General features: G+C 42.3%; 12 protein-coding genes, 2 tRNA genes and 1 pseudogene. 12 read left to right on the forward strand and 3 right to left on the reverse strand.

The features are described 5' to 3' along the window. The first annotated feature begins 43 nt into the window (after positions 1-43). From AB3N61_RS02840 to AB3N61_RS02855, 4 genes are all read left to right on the forward strand, one after another. Positions 44-2,416, forward strand: a complete 2,373-nt coding sequence (locus AB3N61_RS02840) for a sigma 54-interacting transcriptional regulator (protein ID WP_020768678.1) — start codon at positions 44-46, stop codon at positions 2,414-2,416. Positions 2,417-2,513: 97 nt separating this feature from the next. Next, the gene (locus tag AB3N61_RS02845) at positions 2,514-2,945 is read left to right on the forward strand and encodes a YiiD C-terminal domain-containing protein (RefSeq protein ID WP_367898433.1); all 432 of its coding nucleotides are present in this window, start codon (positions 2,514-2,516) and stop codon (positions 2,943-2,945) included. Between the two features lie 292 nt (positions 2,946-3,237). Further along, a complete protein-coding gene (locus tag AB3N61_RS02850) occupies positions 3,238-5,538 on the forward strand; it encodes a neutral/alkaline non-lysosomal ceramidase N-terminal domain-containing protein (RefSeq protein WP_367898434.1) in 2,301 nt (766 codons plus the stop codon). A 125-nt stretch (positions 5,539-5,663) separates the two neighbouring features. Next, the gene (locus tag AB3N61_RS02855; RefSeq protein WP_367899049.1) at positions 5,664-6,173 is read left to right on the forward strand and encodes a glutathione peroxidase; all 510 of its coding nucleotides are present in this window, start codon (positions 5,664-5,666) and stop codon (positions 6,171-6,173) included. A gap of 19 nt (positions 6,174-6,192) precedes the next feature. On the opposite strand, the gene AB3N61_RS02860 is transcribed toward AB3N61_RS02855, so the two are convergent. After that, the gene (locus tag AB3N61_RS02860) at positions 6,193-6,891 is read right to left on the reverse strand and encodes a dienelactone hydrolase family protein (protein ID WP_367898435.1); all 699 of its coding nucleotides are present in this window, start codon (positions 6,889-6,891) and stop codon (positions 6,193-6,195) included. 121 nt (positions 6,892-7,012) lie between these two features. Between AB3N61_RS02860 and AB3N61_RS02865 the strand changes: the two genes are divergently transcribed. From AB3N61_RS02865 to AB3N61_RS02885, 5 genes and pseudogenes are all read left to right on the forward strand, one after another. Then, positions 7,013-7,870 carry a ChaN family lipoprotein gene (locus tag AB3N61_RS02865; RefSeq protein ID WP_020768652.1) on the forward strand — a complete coding sequence of 286 codons (858 nt, stop codon included), beginning with the start codon at positions 7,013-7,015 and terminating at the stop codon, positions 7,868-7,870. A gap of 48 nt (positions 7,871-7,918) precedes the next feature. Then, the gene (locus AB3N61_RS02870) at positions 7,919-10,600 is read left to right on the forward strand and encodes a transglycosylase domain-containing protein (RefSeq protein WP_367898436.1); all 2,682 of its coding nucleotides are present in this window, start codon (positions 7,919-7,921) and stop codon (positions 10,598-10,600) included. Then, positions 10,590-12,182, forward strand: a complete 1,593-nt coding sequence (locus AB3N61_RS02875; protein ID WP_367898437.1) for a hypothetical protein — start codon at positions 10,590-10,592, stop codon at positions 12,180-12,182. Before AB3N61_RS02870 ends, AB3N61_RS02875 begins: the two co-directional genes overlap by 11 nt. 277 nt (positions 12,183-12,459) lie before the next feature. Further along, positions 12,460-12,645 (forward strand): BrnT family toxin, encoded by a 186-nt coding sequence (locus tag AB3N61_RS02880; protein ID WP_367899050.1) that lies wholly within the window; start codon positions 12,460-12,462, stop codon positions 12,643-12,645. Position 12,646: 1 nt separating this feature from the next. Then, positions 12,647-12,829, forward strand: a pseudogene (locus AB3N61_RS02885) (toxin-antitoxin system, antitoxin component); the annotation flags it as partial. Between the two features lie 335 nt (positions 12,830-13,164). On the opposite strand, the gene AB3N61_RS02890 reads toward AB3N61_RS02885, so the two are convergent. Both AB3N61_RS02890 and AB3N61_RS02895 read right to left on the reverse strand, forming a co-directional pair. Next, positions 13,165-13,246, reverse strand: a tRNA-Tyr gene (locus AB3N61_RS02890). A 61-nt stretch (positions 13,247-13,307) separates the two neighbouring features. Next, a tRNA-Thr gene (locus AB3N61_RS02895) sits at positions 13,308-13,380 on the reverse strand. Positions 13,381-13,467: 87 nt separating this feature from the next. Here AB3N61_RS02895 and AB3N61_RS02900 point away from each other — a divergent pair. From AB3N61_RS02900 to AB3N61_RS02910, 3 genes are all read left to right on the forward strand, one after another. Next, positions 13,468-13,851, forward strand: coding sequence for a hypothetical protein (locus AB3N61_RS02900; protein ID WP_020768634.1), 384 nt, complete (start codon positions 13,468-13,470; stop codon positions 13,849-13,851). An 18-nt stretch (positions 13,852-13,869) separates the two neighbouring features. Continuing rightward, positions 13,870-14,694, forward strand: a complete 825-nt coding sequence (locus tag AB3N61_RS02905) for a transketolase (protein ID WP_020768609.1) — start codon at positions 13,870-13,872, stop codon at positions 14,692-14,694. A gap of 202 nt (positions 14,695-14,896) precedes the next feature. Continuing rightward, positions 14,897-15,796, forward strand: coding sequence for a transglutaminase-like domain-containing protein (locus tag AB3N61_RS02910; protein ID WP_367898438.1), 900 nt, complete (start codon positions 14,897-14,899; stop codon positions 15,794-15,796). Positions 15,797-15,827 lie beyond the last annotated feature (31 nt).

Below are 15,827 nucleotides of genomic sequence, written 5' to 3' on the forward strand. Positions count from 1 at the left end.
ATCACTTAAGCGGCGTTTCGAAACGTGATTCAAGAAAATCGAAATGTCGCTTGACCTTCCGTTTTGGAATGGTCTTTTTAAACTCCGCTTTTATTTCATGTATCTCCAATTCCTGACCCTTTCTTTTTTGATCGCAGTACTTCTATGTATCTTAGGAGTGGTATACTGTCTAAGCGTAAAAAATAAGATCTCCGGCATAAGGGAGTTGATGCTCTCGTTCTTATGTTTGGTCTTTTTATATTCTGCTTGTGTATATGCTTCCGTAGAAACGGATCCAAGAGGTGCATTACATAGATGGATCACGGTTTCCGCCGCATTATTTGCCGCAGTATTTTTCCAAAGATTTTTTCTTAAATTTCCATCAGCGATTTTTCCTAAGGTATCCTCTTATCTGTTTAAGATACAATTGGGGATTGCGGCTTTAATCTCCCTTTGGTTCGTATGGCAGACAAAGGATTCCGTTAAAACGTTCAGATTTAACGGACAATATTGGGATCTTAGCGCTACCTTTCCGGGAAGAGTTGTGGCTATATTCTCTTTATTCTTAACCCTGAGTGTGATCGCCATAGCGATCGTACAGATCTTAAAGAATAAGGACCAGAAAAGGATCGCTCTTGCGGGAATACTCGGTTCCTTTTTCCTGAATTTTTTGATACCGACGATCTATCTTACCTTATTCAGGCTCGGTCAAGTAAGTGCAGAAGTATTCGTAAACGCATTGGCCATATCCGTGATCTCCGGATTTTTCATATTCCATATCTTTTTCGTTAGTTATGGCGGACATAGAACTTCGCTTACGGTTCGGATCCTGACGATAGTACTCGCGATGGCATTGTCCGTGACTCAGGTAATGTCTGGCGGGTTAAGCAAGGCGATTGAGAACGAATACGACAGCATCCAAACGAACGTGCTACAAAATGCAAAATTATCCTCTCCGCCTAAGGATTCCGTTTTTCTTTCTAAATTAGGGGAAAATGTTTCCAAATCCGATCTAAGCCTCGCAGTTCCGGGACTTCGCTCTTTCGTTTTGGCTTCGTCCGGAAAACCCCTGATTGTATATCAGAATTTCATAAATAATGTCGAAATGGGATTGGAGTATTCTTCCTATAGAAGTTTTGTTCACGGATACGTTCTAGATTGGGCGATCCGTTTATTTATAGGTCTTTGTGTATTGATCTTCGGATTTTTGATCTTTATGAAGATCTCCATCTTAAATCCGTTGTTTGCCTTATTAAAAGGTTTGGATCGAGTAGAAGGAGGAGAACTTTCCGTCGAAGTAGAAGTGCGTAATAAGGACGAGATCGGTCTCTTGACCCAGGCATTTAATGCAATGGTCCGCTCTATTCGCGAAGCCAGGCAGGAGCTTCAACAATATACGTCCAACTTAGAAAGGACCATTTTAGAGAGGGATTCTATCTATGACGCCGTCCCTCAGGAGAGGGTGTTATCTAATAAAACCTTAATATATGCTTCTAGGAGTATGCAGGCGGTTGTGGACCGAGTTGAAAGAATTTCCGGAAGAGAACAACCTGTATTGATTACCGGGGAGACCGGCACCGGAAAGGAGATAATTGCGGGTCTTCTCCATGAATTAGGAAGAGGAAAAGACAGTCCATTCGTTCCGATCAACTGCGCCGCCGTTCCGGCAAACCTTTGGGAAAGCCAGATTTTCGGTTATGTAAAAGGAGCATTTACCGACGCAAAATCCGATTACGCTGGCTTGGTAGCCGAAGCTAACGGCGGTACTTTATTTTTCGACGAAGTGGGCGAGATGCCTATAGAGATCCAGCCTAAAATATTAAGATTATTGCAAGAACGTAAATACAAACAAGTGGGTGGGCGTTCCGAACTTAAGGCGGAATGTAGAGCGATCTTTGCTACTCACAGAAATCTTAGATCTATGGTCGCAAAAGGAACTTTTAGAGAGGATTTGTATTATAGGATCAACGTATTCGAGATCGGGATCCCACCTTTAAGAGAAAGAAGATCCGATATCCCGTTTCTTGCGAATCGATTCGTGGAACATTATTCCAAACAAATGGAGATGGACAAACCCAATATTAGCGAAGAAGTTATGGATCTTTTTTTGGAATTTCCTTGGTCGGGGAATATACGAGAATTGGAAAATTGTATTATCCGGACTCTTGCCGATCTAAAAGGAGATCATATCAAAATTTCGGATCTTCCTCCCGAGTTATTGGAACTGAAAAATTCCCAAAAAGAAGAAATTGGGGAAATTCCCATTGCAAACGGATCGTATGCAGCAGGGTTCGAACCTTTGGTTTCCATGTATTCCAGAAGACTGATAGAAACGGCATTACAGAAATGTAAAGGGAATAAATCGGAGGCCGCTAGGCTTTTGAAAATTTCCAGAGGAAAACTACAATACCAGATGAAAATGTTGGATATGGAATAGACCTGAAAGTTCGTTTTACAAACGAATCTACGAATAAATCGATCATACACTTTCTTTTCGGTTTGATATAAAACGAACGAAATTTCTAACTAGCTGTATGACAGAGAAATTCGACGTTTTGTCCATACCCTTCAATGTACATATCCAGCTTTCCAGACCTAAACAGGGAGAAGATGCTCTCTTGGTAATGGAAGACAAACCGATCTATAAAAACCATGTAGGTTCCGGACACGCTGCAGCATTATTCGCACTTGCGGAAGGGAGTGGAGGGGAATATTTACTTTCCAAAGTGGCTTCCCTTCCTTTCGAAATTATTCCGGTGGTGCGTAAATCGGAAGTAAAGTATAAAAAGCCTGCGCAAGGTAGAGTTATATCCAGAGGAGTGATTCACGAAGAGGAATGGTCCGCGTTTATGGCCCAACTCGAAAAGAAGGGAAGAGCGGGACTTACAGTTGGTGTGGAACTCTTTGATGAAACTCAATCGAATGTGGCGAGTTTCAGTTTTGATTGGTTTATAGCAAAAAAATAGAATTTCCTTTTCGGAAGATCCGAAACTGCCCAGGTAAGGAATGTATGAGGGTTTATTCCGGGTTAATTACCGCTGTAGGCCGGACAATTTTCCGGCCTCACTTACAATGACGCACCGATCACTTATATTTCAATTATAAAATTTTCAAACAAGTATATATCCCGTTCGAAATAAATTAAAAATTTATAATGTTTTTTCGAACGTATGTATTTACTTACATATTTTTCAAAAATAATTTGACCTTCCTTAAATTTCGGTTACGCCATTTTGTTGGACTATGGAGGCGAAGGAAATGAAAAACAAACATTCGGATTTTTTGACCTTAGCATTGGCGCTTATCCTCATCACGATCGGTTGTGATCCTAGATCGGAAGAAGACACATTATTGGAACAGGCAGTTTTTTCGGATCGAGCTAAGCCAGAGGGTTCAAATCCGATTTTAAACAGTCTTGCTTTACCCACTTCCACGCCTGCGGATGTATTCTTAGTAGGTGCTGCAAAGTCCGATATAACGGGACCTTTCGTACAATCGAGCACTGGATATAATAGTCCGGGAGACGAGATGTCGGGTTTAGCAATGAGGCTTTATGCTAGAGCCTTCGTGATAGAACGTCCCGGTGGAGGGCGAGTTGCCATAGTTACCAACGATATGATCCATATGTACCAAAGTGTAAAGATGGGGGTCGTTAAAAAGTTACAGGCCGACGGTTACGGATCTGAATTCAATAATGATAATGTTCTTTTGTTTGCGACCCACACACATGCCGCCCCTTCTAATATTTCTTGGTACACCTTATTCAATCTATTCAACGGAGTGATCGGTTTTGATAAGGTTCACTATAATATCGTAGTAAACGGTATCGTGGATTCTATTAAGGCGGCTTATAATCAGAGAAGAGAGGCAAGGATCAAATTTATAGCGGGAAATCTTTCCAATTTTGCGAATAACAGATCTATTGCCGCGTATAACTGGAATCTAGATAAGACCAATTACCCTACGAATATAAACGAGACAATGAGTTTACTTCGTTTCGAAGGAACAGACGGTTCTCCCATCGGTTTATTGAACTGGTTTGCCGTTCACGGAACTTCTCTTGGAATTACGAATCGTAGAGCTCATGGAGATAATAAGGGTTATGCTTCTTATCTGGTAGAAAATACGTTTGGTGGGAATTTTGTGGCCGCATTTCCTCAAGGTCCCATGGGAGATGTGAGCCCGAATTCTCCTGATCCGAGCGATATTACGAAACCTTTCTTAAGGCCGAATGAGATGGATCCAAGCCTGGATCCTTTGGAAAATCCTATCGTTCATGGTACTAAACAGGGAAATAGAGCTTTAGAATTGTATAATGCAGCTACATCAACGATAACGGGAAATATCGGATACAGACATTCTCACGTCGTTTGGAATAATAAAGTTGCCGTAGATCCTTCCTATATCGGGACCTTCTCCATGCCTTGGGATACGAACTCAGGAAATACGACCTGCGTGGCTACTGTCGGCGGTGGATTTTTGGCCGGAGATGAAGAAGGTGCACCTGTAGATTTCGCAAGAGAAGGTGAAATTCGGAACGATTTCGTTTTTGAAAATGGAGCTTGGGTTAAAAAGAATTATTCTTTAACTAATTTAAGCGGTGCCGCCCAGATCTTGGGATATCTTTGGCCCATCGCTCAATTGGCTTTGGGCTCTGCAGAGTATGAGGAGTGTGATAAGGAAAAGTTCACACTTCTTCCTGTGGGAGAAGTGGATAATTTCTGGTTCCCGAATCCTCAGGTGCCTTTTGTTCCGGTAGTCCTTCCGTTACAAGTGATTACGATAGGCAACACTGCGATTGTGGCTTCTCCTTTCGAGGTAACTACGAATGCAGGAAGAAGGTTGAAAGCTAAGTTAACCGCTACTCTTGCTCCGGGGGGAATCTCCAACGTAGTTGTAGGAGCGATGGCAAATGCTTATGCTCAGTATTTAACTACTCGGGAAGAATATTCCGCTCAGAATTTCGAAGGAGGATTTAGCGCTTATGGACCATGGGCGAACGCGGCACTGATCCAGGAATTCGATAGGATCGCGAAGGATATAGTGGCGAATCGCCCTACGGCTGCAGGGCCGAATCCTCCTGATCTTTCCAATCAACAGTTTATACAAACTTGGTTATCCAAAAACGGTGTTGTGAATGATGGAGGAGATTTTGGAAAAGTCCTGGCGGATACAAATTCTTCTTACAACAAAAGCAAGGATGCCGTAACGGTTAAATTCCAAGGTTCACATCCAAGAGTTGTCCAAGACAAAAAGCTGGATGGAACTCTTTCTTCTTTTTATGATCCGAATACTTACTCTTATTTGGAAATCCAAAGGAAGAACGGAAGTTCATGGTTGACCGTCGCAAATGATAACAATCCATACACCGCTTATGATTGGGCAAGGACCGGCGGAGATCTTTCCGCTACTTCCGAAGTTACGATCACTTGGTTGATCCGCAACCAACCGGCTGGCACTTACAGGATTGTATACAACGGTTTAGCGAAACAGTTCTGGGGAATTTTCTGGACCTACAAAAAATTTACCGGGACTTCCAGAGAGTTCGTTTTGCAATAAAACAACTCCCGTAAAAAAACCGGTTTCAGACCAAACGAATATCCCGGAAACGGATGGACCTGTTTCCGGGACTTGGATATGATTCCACTATGGCTTTCAAATCCGTTTTGATTTTACTTTCCATAATGATCTTTACCTCTTCTCTATTTTCCGCTCCTAAGGCCGTCTATGATTTTACGGTAAAAGATATCAAAGGAAAGGATGTGGCACTTTCCAAATATAAAGGTAAAACCTTACTCATCGTAAACGTGGCTTCTAAATGCGGGTATACCTACCAATACGAAAATTTGGAAAAGGTATACAAAAAATATAAAGAGAAGGGCTTCGAGATCGTAGGGTTTCCTGCGAATAATTTTCTATCTCAAGAACCGGGCAGTAACGAAGAGATAGAACAATTCTGCAGACTGAAAAAAGGTGCAACCTTCGATATGATGTCCAAAATTTCAGTGAAGGGAGAAGACCAACATCCTTTGTATGCATACCTCACTTCTAATGCTCCGGATCCGGGTGATGTAAAATGGAATTTTGAAAAATTCCTGATCTCTCCTGCGGGCAGAATTGTGGCAAGATTCCGTTCCGGAACCGAACCGGATAGCAAAGAGGTCACCGAGGAAATCGAGAAAAATCTAAAATAGAGTCCTGTTGTTGAAGTTCCTACAAATGTTCTTTCAAAAAAGCTAATGTGATCGCCCAGGCTTGAGCGGCTGAAGTTTTATGATAAGCCGCTCTTGCGTCACAAAAGAACCCATGCTCTGCTTCAGAAAAGACCAACTCCACATAATTTTTTCCGGAGCTTTTTAGTAATTCGGAGATCGCGGCTATTTGATTTTGTTTTACACTTCTATCCTTTCCCGCCCATACTAAAAGTAATGGGGCGTTCTGTTTGGGGGAATATTCTTCGGAAGTTTGGACGATCCTGGATCCGTAATACGAAACAGCCGCTCTGAATTTATATATCGAATTTGCAAAAAAGGAAACCCATCCACCCAGACAATAACCGATGCTCGCGATCCTATCCGGAATACTTTTTGGATTTGATTTGATCCAATCCAGGACAGCGCTCAGATCTGATTCTAGATTTTCAGGCGTTAGTTGGCTGAAATGAGGTTTTAATGCCATAAAATCTTCGTAACTTCCCGCAAATCCTGGAGGAGCGGTCCTATAATAAAGTTCGGGAGCGACAGCAAGATAACCTTCCTTTGAAAATCGGACTGCGACATCTTTGATATGATCGTTTACACCGAATGCCTCTTGTAATACCAAAACACAGGGAGAAGGAGAAGAATCCGGATAAGCCACGAATGTTTGCATTTCTCCATGAGCCGTTTTGATTGTAACAGTTTCCGTATTCATCTTCACCTCGGCATAAGCAGGTAGAAAGATCTAATCGTATGTGTCTTTGTCGATCGATTTACAAGCTTCTAATGCGTATTTAAGTTCTTTTCTTTTTTTTCCGGATTTACAAATTAGTTTCATGTCAGTTCGTATTTTCTGGTCCCTTCTTTTATTCCCTTCTTTTATATTTTCCCAATCTTTTGCTCCCGAGATCTATGAAACAAAAAGTAAGACCAAGGTGGATCTTTCGTCTATCATCGAAAAGGCGAAAGACGCGGATGTCATCATTTTCGGAGAAGAGCATAACGATAAGGTCGGACATGTATGGAAATTGGAGGCTTTCCAAAAATTGGCCTCTACATATTCTACACTTCTTTCTTTGGAAATGTTGGAGAAGGATCAACAGAGATCCGTAGATGAATATTGTAAAGGGGAGATTACTGAAAAGGGATTTTTGAGTTCCGGAAAATTTTGGCCGAATTACCAAACGGATTATCATCCGATGGTATCTTTTGCGAAAGAAAATAAACTTCCTGTCCTTGCGGCTAACGCTCCGAGAAAATACGTAAACCTTGTATCTCACCAAGGTTTGGAATCTTTATATAAGATCAGAACTCCTTTTCTTCCGCCGAGATATACTTATAATTTATTCAGACAAAAAGAATACGAAGAACTTCTCTCGGCAATGATCGCAGAGCATACATCTACCGGTTTTTCTCCCGATAAACAAAAATTTATAGATGCACAATATGTTTGGGATGCTTCTATGTCGGATTCTATAGCAGAGGCATATTTTTTATTAAAAAGAAAGATTGTACATGTGAACGGAAGATTTCATTCTGATCGAAGTTTAGGGCTGACATATAGGCTGAAACAAATGGGCCTGAATGTTTTAACCGTCAGTATTTTTCCTTCGGAGGAAGGCAAAAGTTTTCAGGAAGAGGATTGGAAATTGGCGGATTTTCTGGTAATCACCGAAAGAAAACCCGTGCCATAAACACTTTCTTGCTTGTAGGGTACACGGATCTCTCCGACATTAATAGAGATGTTGGAAACCAAGGTCCGCACTCTTACAGAAACTAAGTTCGAATGCCTTTCTTGTGGAACCGTTTCCAGGCTTCCCGAAGGAGTTCCTACAGGGACTGTTTTTAAACTCACTTGTTATCGATGCGGCCAAAAGGCTTTGGTTAAATACGTATCTTCTCCACCTGAAACCTTAGAAGAAAAACAAACTCCCAAAGACGATATGCCGGTCCCCTCTGTTGGAGCTCCAACATATCAGGAAAGGGAACGACCTATCGTTCGTCCTATTCAAAAAGAAGTTCCGCAAGAATCTCCGTTTTTGAGGATCATAGAAGGTCTACAATCCAAATGGGAAACTTGGAAAAAGTTTTGGTCCAAAGATCCCTCGGAAGATCGCCCTTGGTTCCAGAAAGTCAGAACCGAAGCGGAATCACCAACACCCTTCCATCGTCCGATCAAAACTTTGTCCGAAAGACTATTGGAAAAGGGGAGAAGGTTCCAATTTCCAAAGTTCCGTCCGAATATTTGGCTCATTCTAATTCCTTTACCCTTGGCATTGGTGTTCCTGATCTTTTTCTGGATGGGGGTTATTCAAAGGGAAGCGGAAGTCCCGGGTCTATTAAGTATTTTTTATATTCATCAACCCACTATCATATACGATCGGGACGGTAGGAAGGTCTCCGAAATTTTCGGCAAAAAGACCAGCAATTTGGAATGGGAAGCTTATCCCGAAAATCTGAAAAAAATGGTACTCCTTGTGGAGGATCGTAGCTTTTTCTCCCATGGAGGGATACATTATTCTTCCGTGCTCCGTGCGTTCTTCGTAAATATAATCAGTCTTCGATTTAAACAAGGTGCTTCCACAATTACACAGCAGTTGGCTCGAATCCTTCTGAACGACCGCGAAAAAAGTTTGGGAAGAAAGTTGAAAGAGGCCCAGCTTGCTTATGCGCTCGAATCTTCCTTAGATAAGGAAAAGATCCTATTACATTATATGAATAATGTGTATCTGGGACATGGGGCTTTCGGGTTTGCGAGTGCTTCGGAATTTTATTTCGGAAAAAAGCCGAAAGACTTGAATGTGGCGGAGATGATCGTCCTGGCGTCTTTGGCATCCGCTCCTAATCGTTTTTCTCCATTAAAAAATCCTGATCTTTCTTCCGGCAGAGTAGAGGCGATCTTACGATCTCTAGAGAATGACGGCGCATTAAAGGAAGATCTAAGGCCTACGATCCAAGACATCTATCAGGCATTTAACACACGTTCTCCCGGGGAGACAGTGTATGGAAATCGTAAGGATGATTCTCCTTATGTGACCGAACATGTCAGAAAATTCCTCCAGACAATGTATCCGGATACGAATATATATGAAAGCGGAGGATTTTCAGTTTATACCACGATCTCTCAGCCGGTCCAAGCTGAATTGCAGAAAGTTGTCAAAACTCATGTGGAGAATCTTTTAAAGAGCGGACAAGTTAGACGAAATCGACTCACGGAGAACGGTAAAAATGCGGATGTAAACCCATTCCGAAATTTAGTCGCCGAACTTTCTCCCGCGTTGGAATTATTCATAGATACGGATCGATTCGTTACGGGCGGAGACAGCGGACTACAGGCTGCAATCGTTGCAGTGGATCCTCAATCCGGAGACGTTCTTCTATTACACGGGGGAACGGAATTCAAATCGGATAACCAATTCCCAAGAGCTACCGGAATGTATAGACAGACAGGATCAACGATCAAGCCGATCCTTTATTCGGAAGCGATCGATTCCGGGATCGCTAATCCCGCGACACGTATCTTAGATGCACCTTTGATCTATAAAAACTCCGTCTCGAATTGGATGCCTGAAAATATCGGGAACCAATATGACGGTGATATTTCTCTCAGAGTCGCGCTTGCTAAATCCAAAAACACCGCGGCGGTCCAGATTGCCGAAAAACTAGGATTAGGCGAGATCTCGAATGCATTTGAAAGGTTTTTCTTTCCGGAAGAAAAAGTATTAAAGAATAGATTCAGGCGGGATCTTTCTTTAGCATTGGGGTCCTTGGAACTTTCTCCTTTGGAAATGGCTTCCGCCTATTCAGCCTTCGCTAACGATGGAAATATAGTTCGGCCTCATTTGATCGAAAAAGTAGTCGATAGAGCGGGTAACGTTGTTTACCAAAGAAAAGACCAGGACGAATTTAATTTGAAATGGCCGCAAACAAGAAAAGCGATTTCGCCTCCTACCGCAGAGATCATGGTGGATCTATTGCATGGAAGTGCAAACCACGCAGGTGTCCGCAATACCGGTTATAGGGGAGAAGTTGCCGGAAAAACGGGGACCACAAACGATCACAGAGACGCTTGGTTCGTAGGGGTAAGGCCTGGAATTTCTATGGCGGTTTGGTTAGGTTACGATTCTCCCGGTTTCGGAATGGGAAGTTCTGCGTTAGGCGGAACAATTGCAGCTCCTTTATGGGGAACGATCGCAAAACTATTCGACTCTGCGGAATCGGGTGATAAGGAAGAAAGAAAAAAATACCAATACTCGCAACGAGCGGTGAATATGGAAATCTGTCCTGAATCGGGAAAACTCCCTGGGCCGGAATGTCCTAAAAAAACCGGCGAACTATTTCATCCATCTCATCTTCCTGCGGAAACCTGTCCTCTGACCCATAAGTCGGATGCAAAACAGGAGCTTTTGAAGAATGTTTTCTAAAAAAAAGAATACGGCCTCTTTCTTTCTGATATTTTTTTTACTCCCGAGTTTAAGCTTCGCGGTTTCCTACGAAGAAGCTTATGAATTGGAAAAACTTTCTCCCATATTCGCGATTCCGTTATACGAAGAAGTCGTCCGCTCTTCCGGCACAGGTGACTTTAAAAAAACTGCATCTTCCAGGCTCTACTTTTTATACGAAAAATTTAACAAATATATACCCGCCATCCAATATCAAACTAGGGCAGGGAATCTGAAAAACAAAAAGGGAGAATGGTCTTCTCTTGTAAAAACACTTTCGGATGGATTGGGAGTTACACCGTTCTCCTTATTGGCCGTTATAAATTCCTGTTCTAAGGAAACTCTCGTTTGGGAACCTCCTGAACCCACGGTCCATCCTGAAACAGGTGAGTTGATCCAGCCGACTCCTCCCGATCCTTACAGAGTATTGTCCAAAAAAGAAAATCATTCTTTGATCCGTCTTTGTTACTCTCTTAAAATGAAACAAAGGGATTTTGAAGGATGGGATAACGTATTCTTTTATCTATTCTCGAAAGATGTTCTGACAAGAGACGAGGCACTTCCACTTTGGGTCGGATCTTCTATTCAATCCGGGAAAGGAACACCGTATAGAAGAGTGTTTTTTTCCGGACGATTCAAGGAATTAAGCAACGAATCCAAATCGGATCTGCTATTCTTATACGCGAAGTTTCTCAGACATAACGGGAAATTCGAATCCAGTACAAGATATTTTCTGACAAGCGGGACATACGCTTCTTCCAAACGGGGAAAATGGGAGACTGCAAAAAATCTGCTGATCATGGACCGAAAAAAAGAGGCCTGCACAATGATCGGAGATTCATTCAACGCAGGAGACGAATCCGAAATTTTAATGAAGAAGATCTGCCAGTCAGGTAACTGGGATTGGATACAGGCCTATTTGCCTGCTCTCAAAATTTTAATGAGAGAAAATCCCGATCCGGTATTTGCTTATGCGCTCGAGGGGGGAGGTAGAGAAGCGATCGAATTATTCTTAAAACAAGTCGGTTCCAAAGTTTCCGATAAAGACGACGACTCGGAAGAAGATTCCGAATCGGCTGATATTCTAAATAAACTCATCCCTCCCGAGAATAGAAATAAATTTCCTTTTTGGGATGCTCGCGACAAAGAAGCGGACTTAGTTGTTCCGGACAGAGCAAAATATTTGTGTAAAGTAATACGCAGACCATTTTTCGGAACACCATCGATCCAACCCCAGTTCTGCAAAGAAGTTTCCCCGGGAAGTTTGGAAACATTACTTTCCATCGTGGCGGAAGAAGAGGAAGAAGCAAGTTTCACATTTGCGGATCCTGCTTATCTTCCTCTATCCATAAAATGGATCTGGAAAAACGGATTTGAATCGGAATCGAATGGGGAAACGGCGCCCCCGAAATTTTTGGGCCCTTCTTCCGAGCCCGGTCCTTGGAATTTGGAATATATAGTATATCGTAAAATCCTAAATCGTGCTTACGTTGAGATCCGCTTGAAAGACAAATATTTTGTGGTTTCCGTAAAACCTTCGTACGTTGTTTGGAACAAGAATTAAGGTTTTGTAAAGAATCCTTCGGGCGACTCCCTCGCTTTGCTCGGGCCGCGCTCTACGCTTCAATCAGCAAAGCGCCATAAACGGCGCATTGCCGGATTTCCGCTGCGATCGCTGTCGCGTGCTAGAATATATTGAATCTCGGAGCCTGGCCATTGTATAGAAAACAAGGGAAGGTGAATTACGAAAGGGATGTATTTTATATTTGTCTAATATATTTTGTTCAAGATATACATTTACAGAAGCCTCTCTCGTTTTTACCGATCCGCGGGCCATATATTTGCCAGACCCAGATCATTCAGTTGGAGAAATAAGAGAATGCTTTCGGAAAAATAATGAATATTACATTACGGTCGTTATTTTTGTTGATAGATCTAAAAATGAAGAGGAATCGATTCGAATAGTATCCGCCAGAAAGGCGACAAAATTCGAGGAAAACCAATACGACTCGAATGATATTAAATGATATGAGAGATGAATACGATTTTTCAAAAGGTAAACCCGGGACTTATTCTCGTGATTTAAAAGACCTTCACTTTCCAATCTATTTGGATCCAAAGTTGGAAGAGTATTATAAAAAAATGGCTCAAAAAAAGAATGAAGAGCTGAGCACAATTATTAATGCCATTACTTCAAAAAGAATCCGTCTCTCAGGAATATATACTTTATCACCTACTTTAATCTCAAGATTGGGAATCATAAAAACCTCCATTTGAGATACATTCTAAGAGATAAAGCAGATCATTCCAAGCATCGAAATCGTATAATATCGTGAGAGTTTTGAGGATTCGCCGTTACGCAGTCTCGCGTCCTGCTCGACTGGGCTCCACGGCGTCTTGCTCGCGCCTTCGTCCATCCATGGACTCGGCACGCGTTTGCTTACGCTCTCTACGGATCGCTGCAAACGCTTTCGCTCGCAAGCTTCGAATCCTTCCGGACTTTTTTGTATATTAGGATTTTGTATTGATGGAAAGGGAGAAATTTCTGGGCAGGGAAGGATTCGAACCTTCGAAGGCTGGGCCAGCAGATTTACAGTCTGCCCTCGTTGACCGCTTGAGTACCTACCCGTTGTTGAGAGCCATTATTTTTGCTCAGGGTGGCTGGTCAATCTTATTCGGAAAATGAACGAGCTGCCTATAGGAATCGAACCCACAACCGGCTGATTACAAATCAGCTGCTCTACCAATTGAGCTAAGGCAGCGTTCAGAGACAGTTTTCGAAACCATTTTGTCGGGTCAATCGATTAAAAAGGATTTTCTCCTACTTTCGAGTATTGTCTTTTGGACAGATGCCTCTTTTTCTGATCAATACCGGAATGACTCTTTCTATCCTTTTTTTTTATACGGGATACTGGTTTCGCTTTCGGAACAATCGACTTCATCGTATTTTTAATTCAGGTGGAATTCTTTTCAATTTGGGGACCGCCGTTTACCTGCTCGGGTTAAAGTATTTGGCGGAAGGAATTGAGCAGGCAGGTTTGATCGCAATTGTAGATAGACTATACATAGACATTCATAGGGCGGTCGCGGCTTTTACCTTGATCTTAATGTTACTCATGGGTTGGTCCGGACTTACTAGAAAAAAAGAATTCCATAGGAAGCTTCATTTTATTTTTCTACCATTATACACACTCGTTTATCTATCGGGACTGTTTTTGTTCCGTTCGAATTAATACGGAGCCTTTGCAACCATGGAAGACACCAAAGAAATCAAAATATTCGCAAATAATATCCGCAAAAACGTGATCAAAATGGTCACTGCGGCTAAATCCGGTCACCCGGGAGGTCCTCTGGGACTTGCGGATATCTACGCAGTATTATACAAAAAGGTCCTAAATCACAAACCTTCCGATCCGGATTGGGAAGATAGAGACAGGCTTATCCTTTCCAATGGTCACGTATGTGCAGTACGTTATGCTGCTATGGCCCAAGCGGGATTTTTTCCCGAATCCGAACTTCTTACCTTTCGGAACATAAACTCCAAACTACAAGGACATCCTTCCACCCGCTACTTAAAAGGGATCGAAAGTTCCTCCGGGTCCTTGGGCCAAGGACTTTCCGTTGCCGTCGGGATCGCTTTAGGAGCGAGACTTTCTAAAAAAGATTACAAAGTATATGCATGTATTTCCGACGGAGAATGTGGAGAAGGAATGACTTGGGAAGCGGCACAATCGGCTGCCCATTATAAGACCGATAACCTGATCGCTTTTATGGATAAAAACGGAATACAGATCGACGGATTCACAAAAGACGTAATGAATCTGGAGCCTCTCAACAAAAAGTTTGCCGCTTTCGGTTGGAACGTTTTAGAAGCGGACGGTCATAATATCGACTCCATTATCACCGCCTTTGAAAAAGCAAAGTCCCATAAAGGTTCTCCCACGATTATTCTTTTCGAAACCGTACTCGGCAAAGGTGTCTCCTTTATGGAAAATAATCCTGGATGGCATGGAACTCCTCCAAATGCGGAGCAAGAAAAGAAAGCATTGGAAGAATTAGAGCAAGTAACCGCTTAATCCTCTCGGGTTAGAGAAAGAAATTTTCTAACCTGAATATTTCTCTTAGCATAACAAAAGTCTCATTCGATTTTTCCGATCACTTAAACAAGTGCGTTCGAAAAAGATGGAAGACATAGTTTACTTATTGTACTCATCCTTTTTTTGTTTGGATCTTTCAGATCCGAATTGACTTTCGTTTTTGAAATTGGATTTTATAGATATGCAATCCTCCGATTCTTCTTTCGGTATAGTTCCCTTTCCCCCGGATAAGATCGAGGACAAGTTTTATCAGTTGGAGTTTTCTTCTCTTCAGGATAAATCCAGGATCATAAAAGAGATCGCAAGTATGATCCCTTGGCAGGTTCGAATACAAGATATTGCGGACGAACTCAAAGATCCGACTCTTAGAGTATTTGCTCGTTCGGTTAGTGCTGCCGTTCATTCGGAAAGGATCAGTTACCGTTATTCTATCTTAGCGGAGAAGGGACATCCGAATCATTACGACGATCTGGAAGAGGGTGTATTCCTTCTTTCTTCCGTGATCGATTCGGATCTATCTTATCTAGAGTTCAGGACGTATCTGGACAAGATTGCTATCCGGGTCGAAGAGCTGGTGGATTTGAACGAGGACCTTGCTTCCGACGAGGTTAAGGTGCATTTTTTAACCAGAGTACTCTCCCAGGAAGAAGGTTTCGGCGGAAATCACGACCAATACGAGGACCCGAACAATTCGTATCTTCACAAAGTATTCTCTTCCAAAAAAGGGATCCCGATCTCTCTTTCCGTTATTTATCTATTAGTGGCTCATAGATTGCAGCTCCCCTTATACGGGGTCAATATGCCTCTGCATTTTCTCTTACATTTCGAATCTTCCGAATTCCAAACCTATATAGATTCTTATCATGGCGGGGTAATGTTGGATCGTTCTACCTGTATTCGTTTCCTAAAAGCGAACGGTTTTCAGGCACACGAAAGATATTTCACTCATGCGAGCAGTTTGACAATTCTTAAAAGAATGTTCCGTAACCTCATCCACATCTACCGCAAAAAGGAAGACAGGGATATGGAAAAGATCCTTTCCCGTCATCTTCTCGCCCTGGACAATAAATGGAAACCTTGACCATAATTTGGTCCCGAACTTCTCCCCTCGC

Source organism: Leptospira sp. WS58.C1 (assembly GCF_040833995.1).
In the GTDB taxonomy this organism is placed as follows: domain Bacteria; phylum Spirochaetota; class Leptospiria; order Leptospirales; family Leptospiraceae; genus Leptospira_B; species Leptospira_B cinconiae.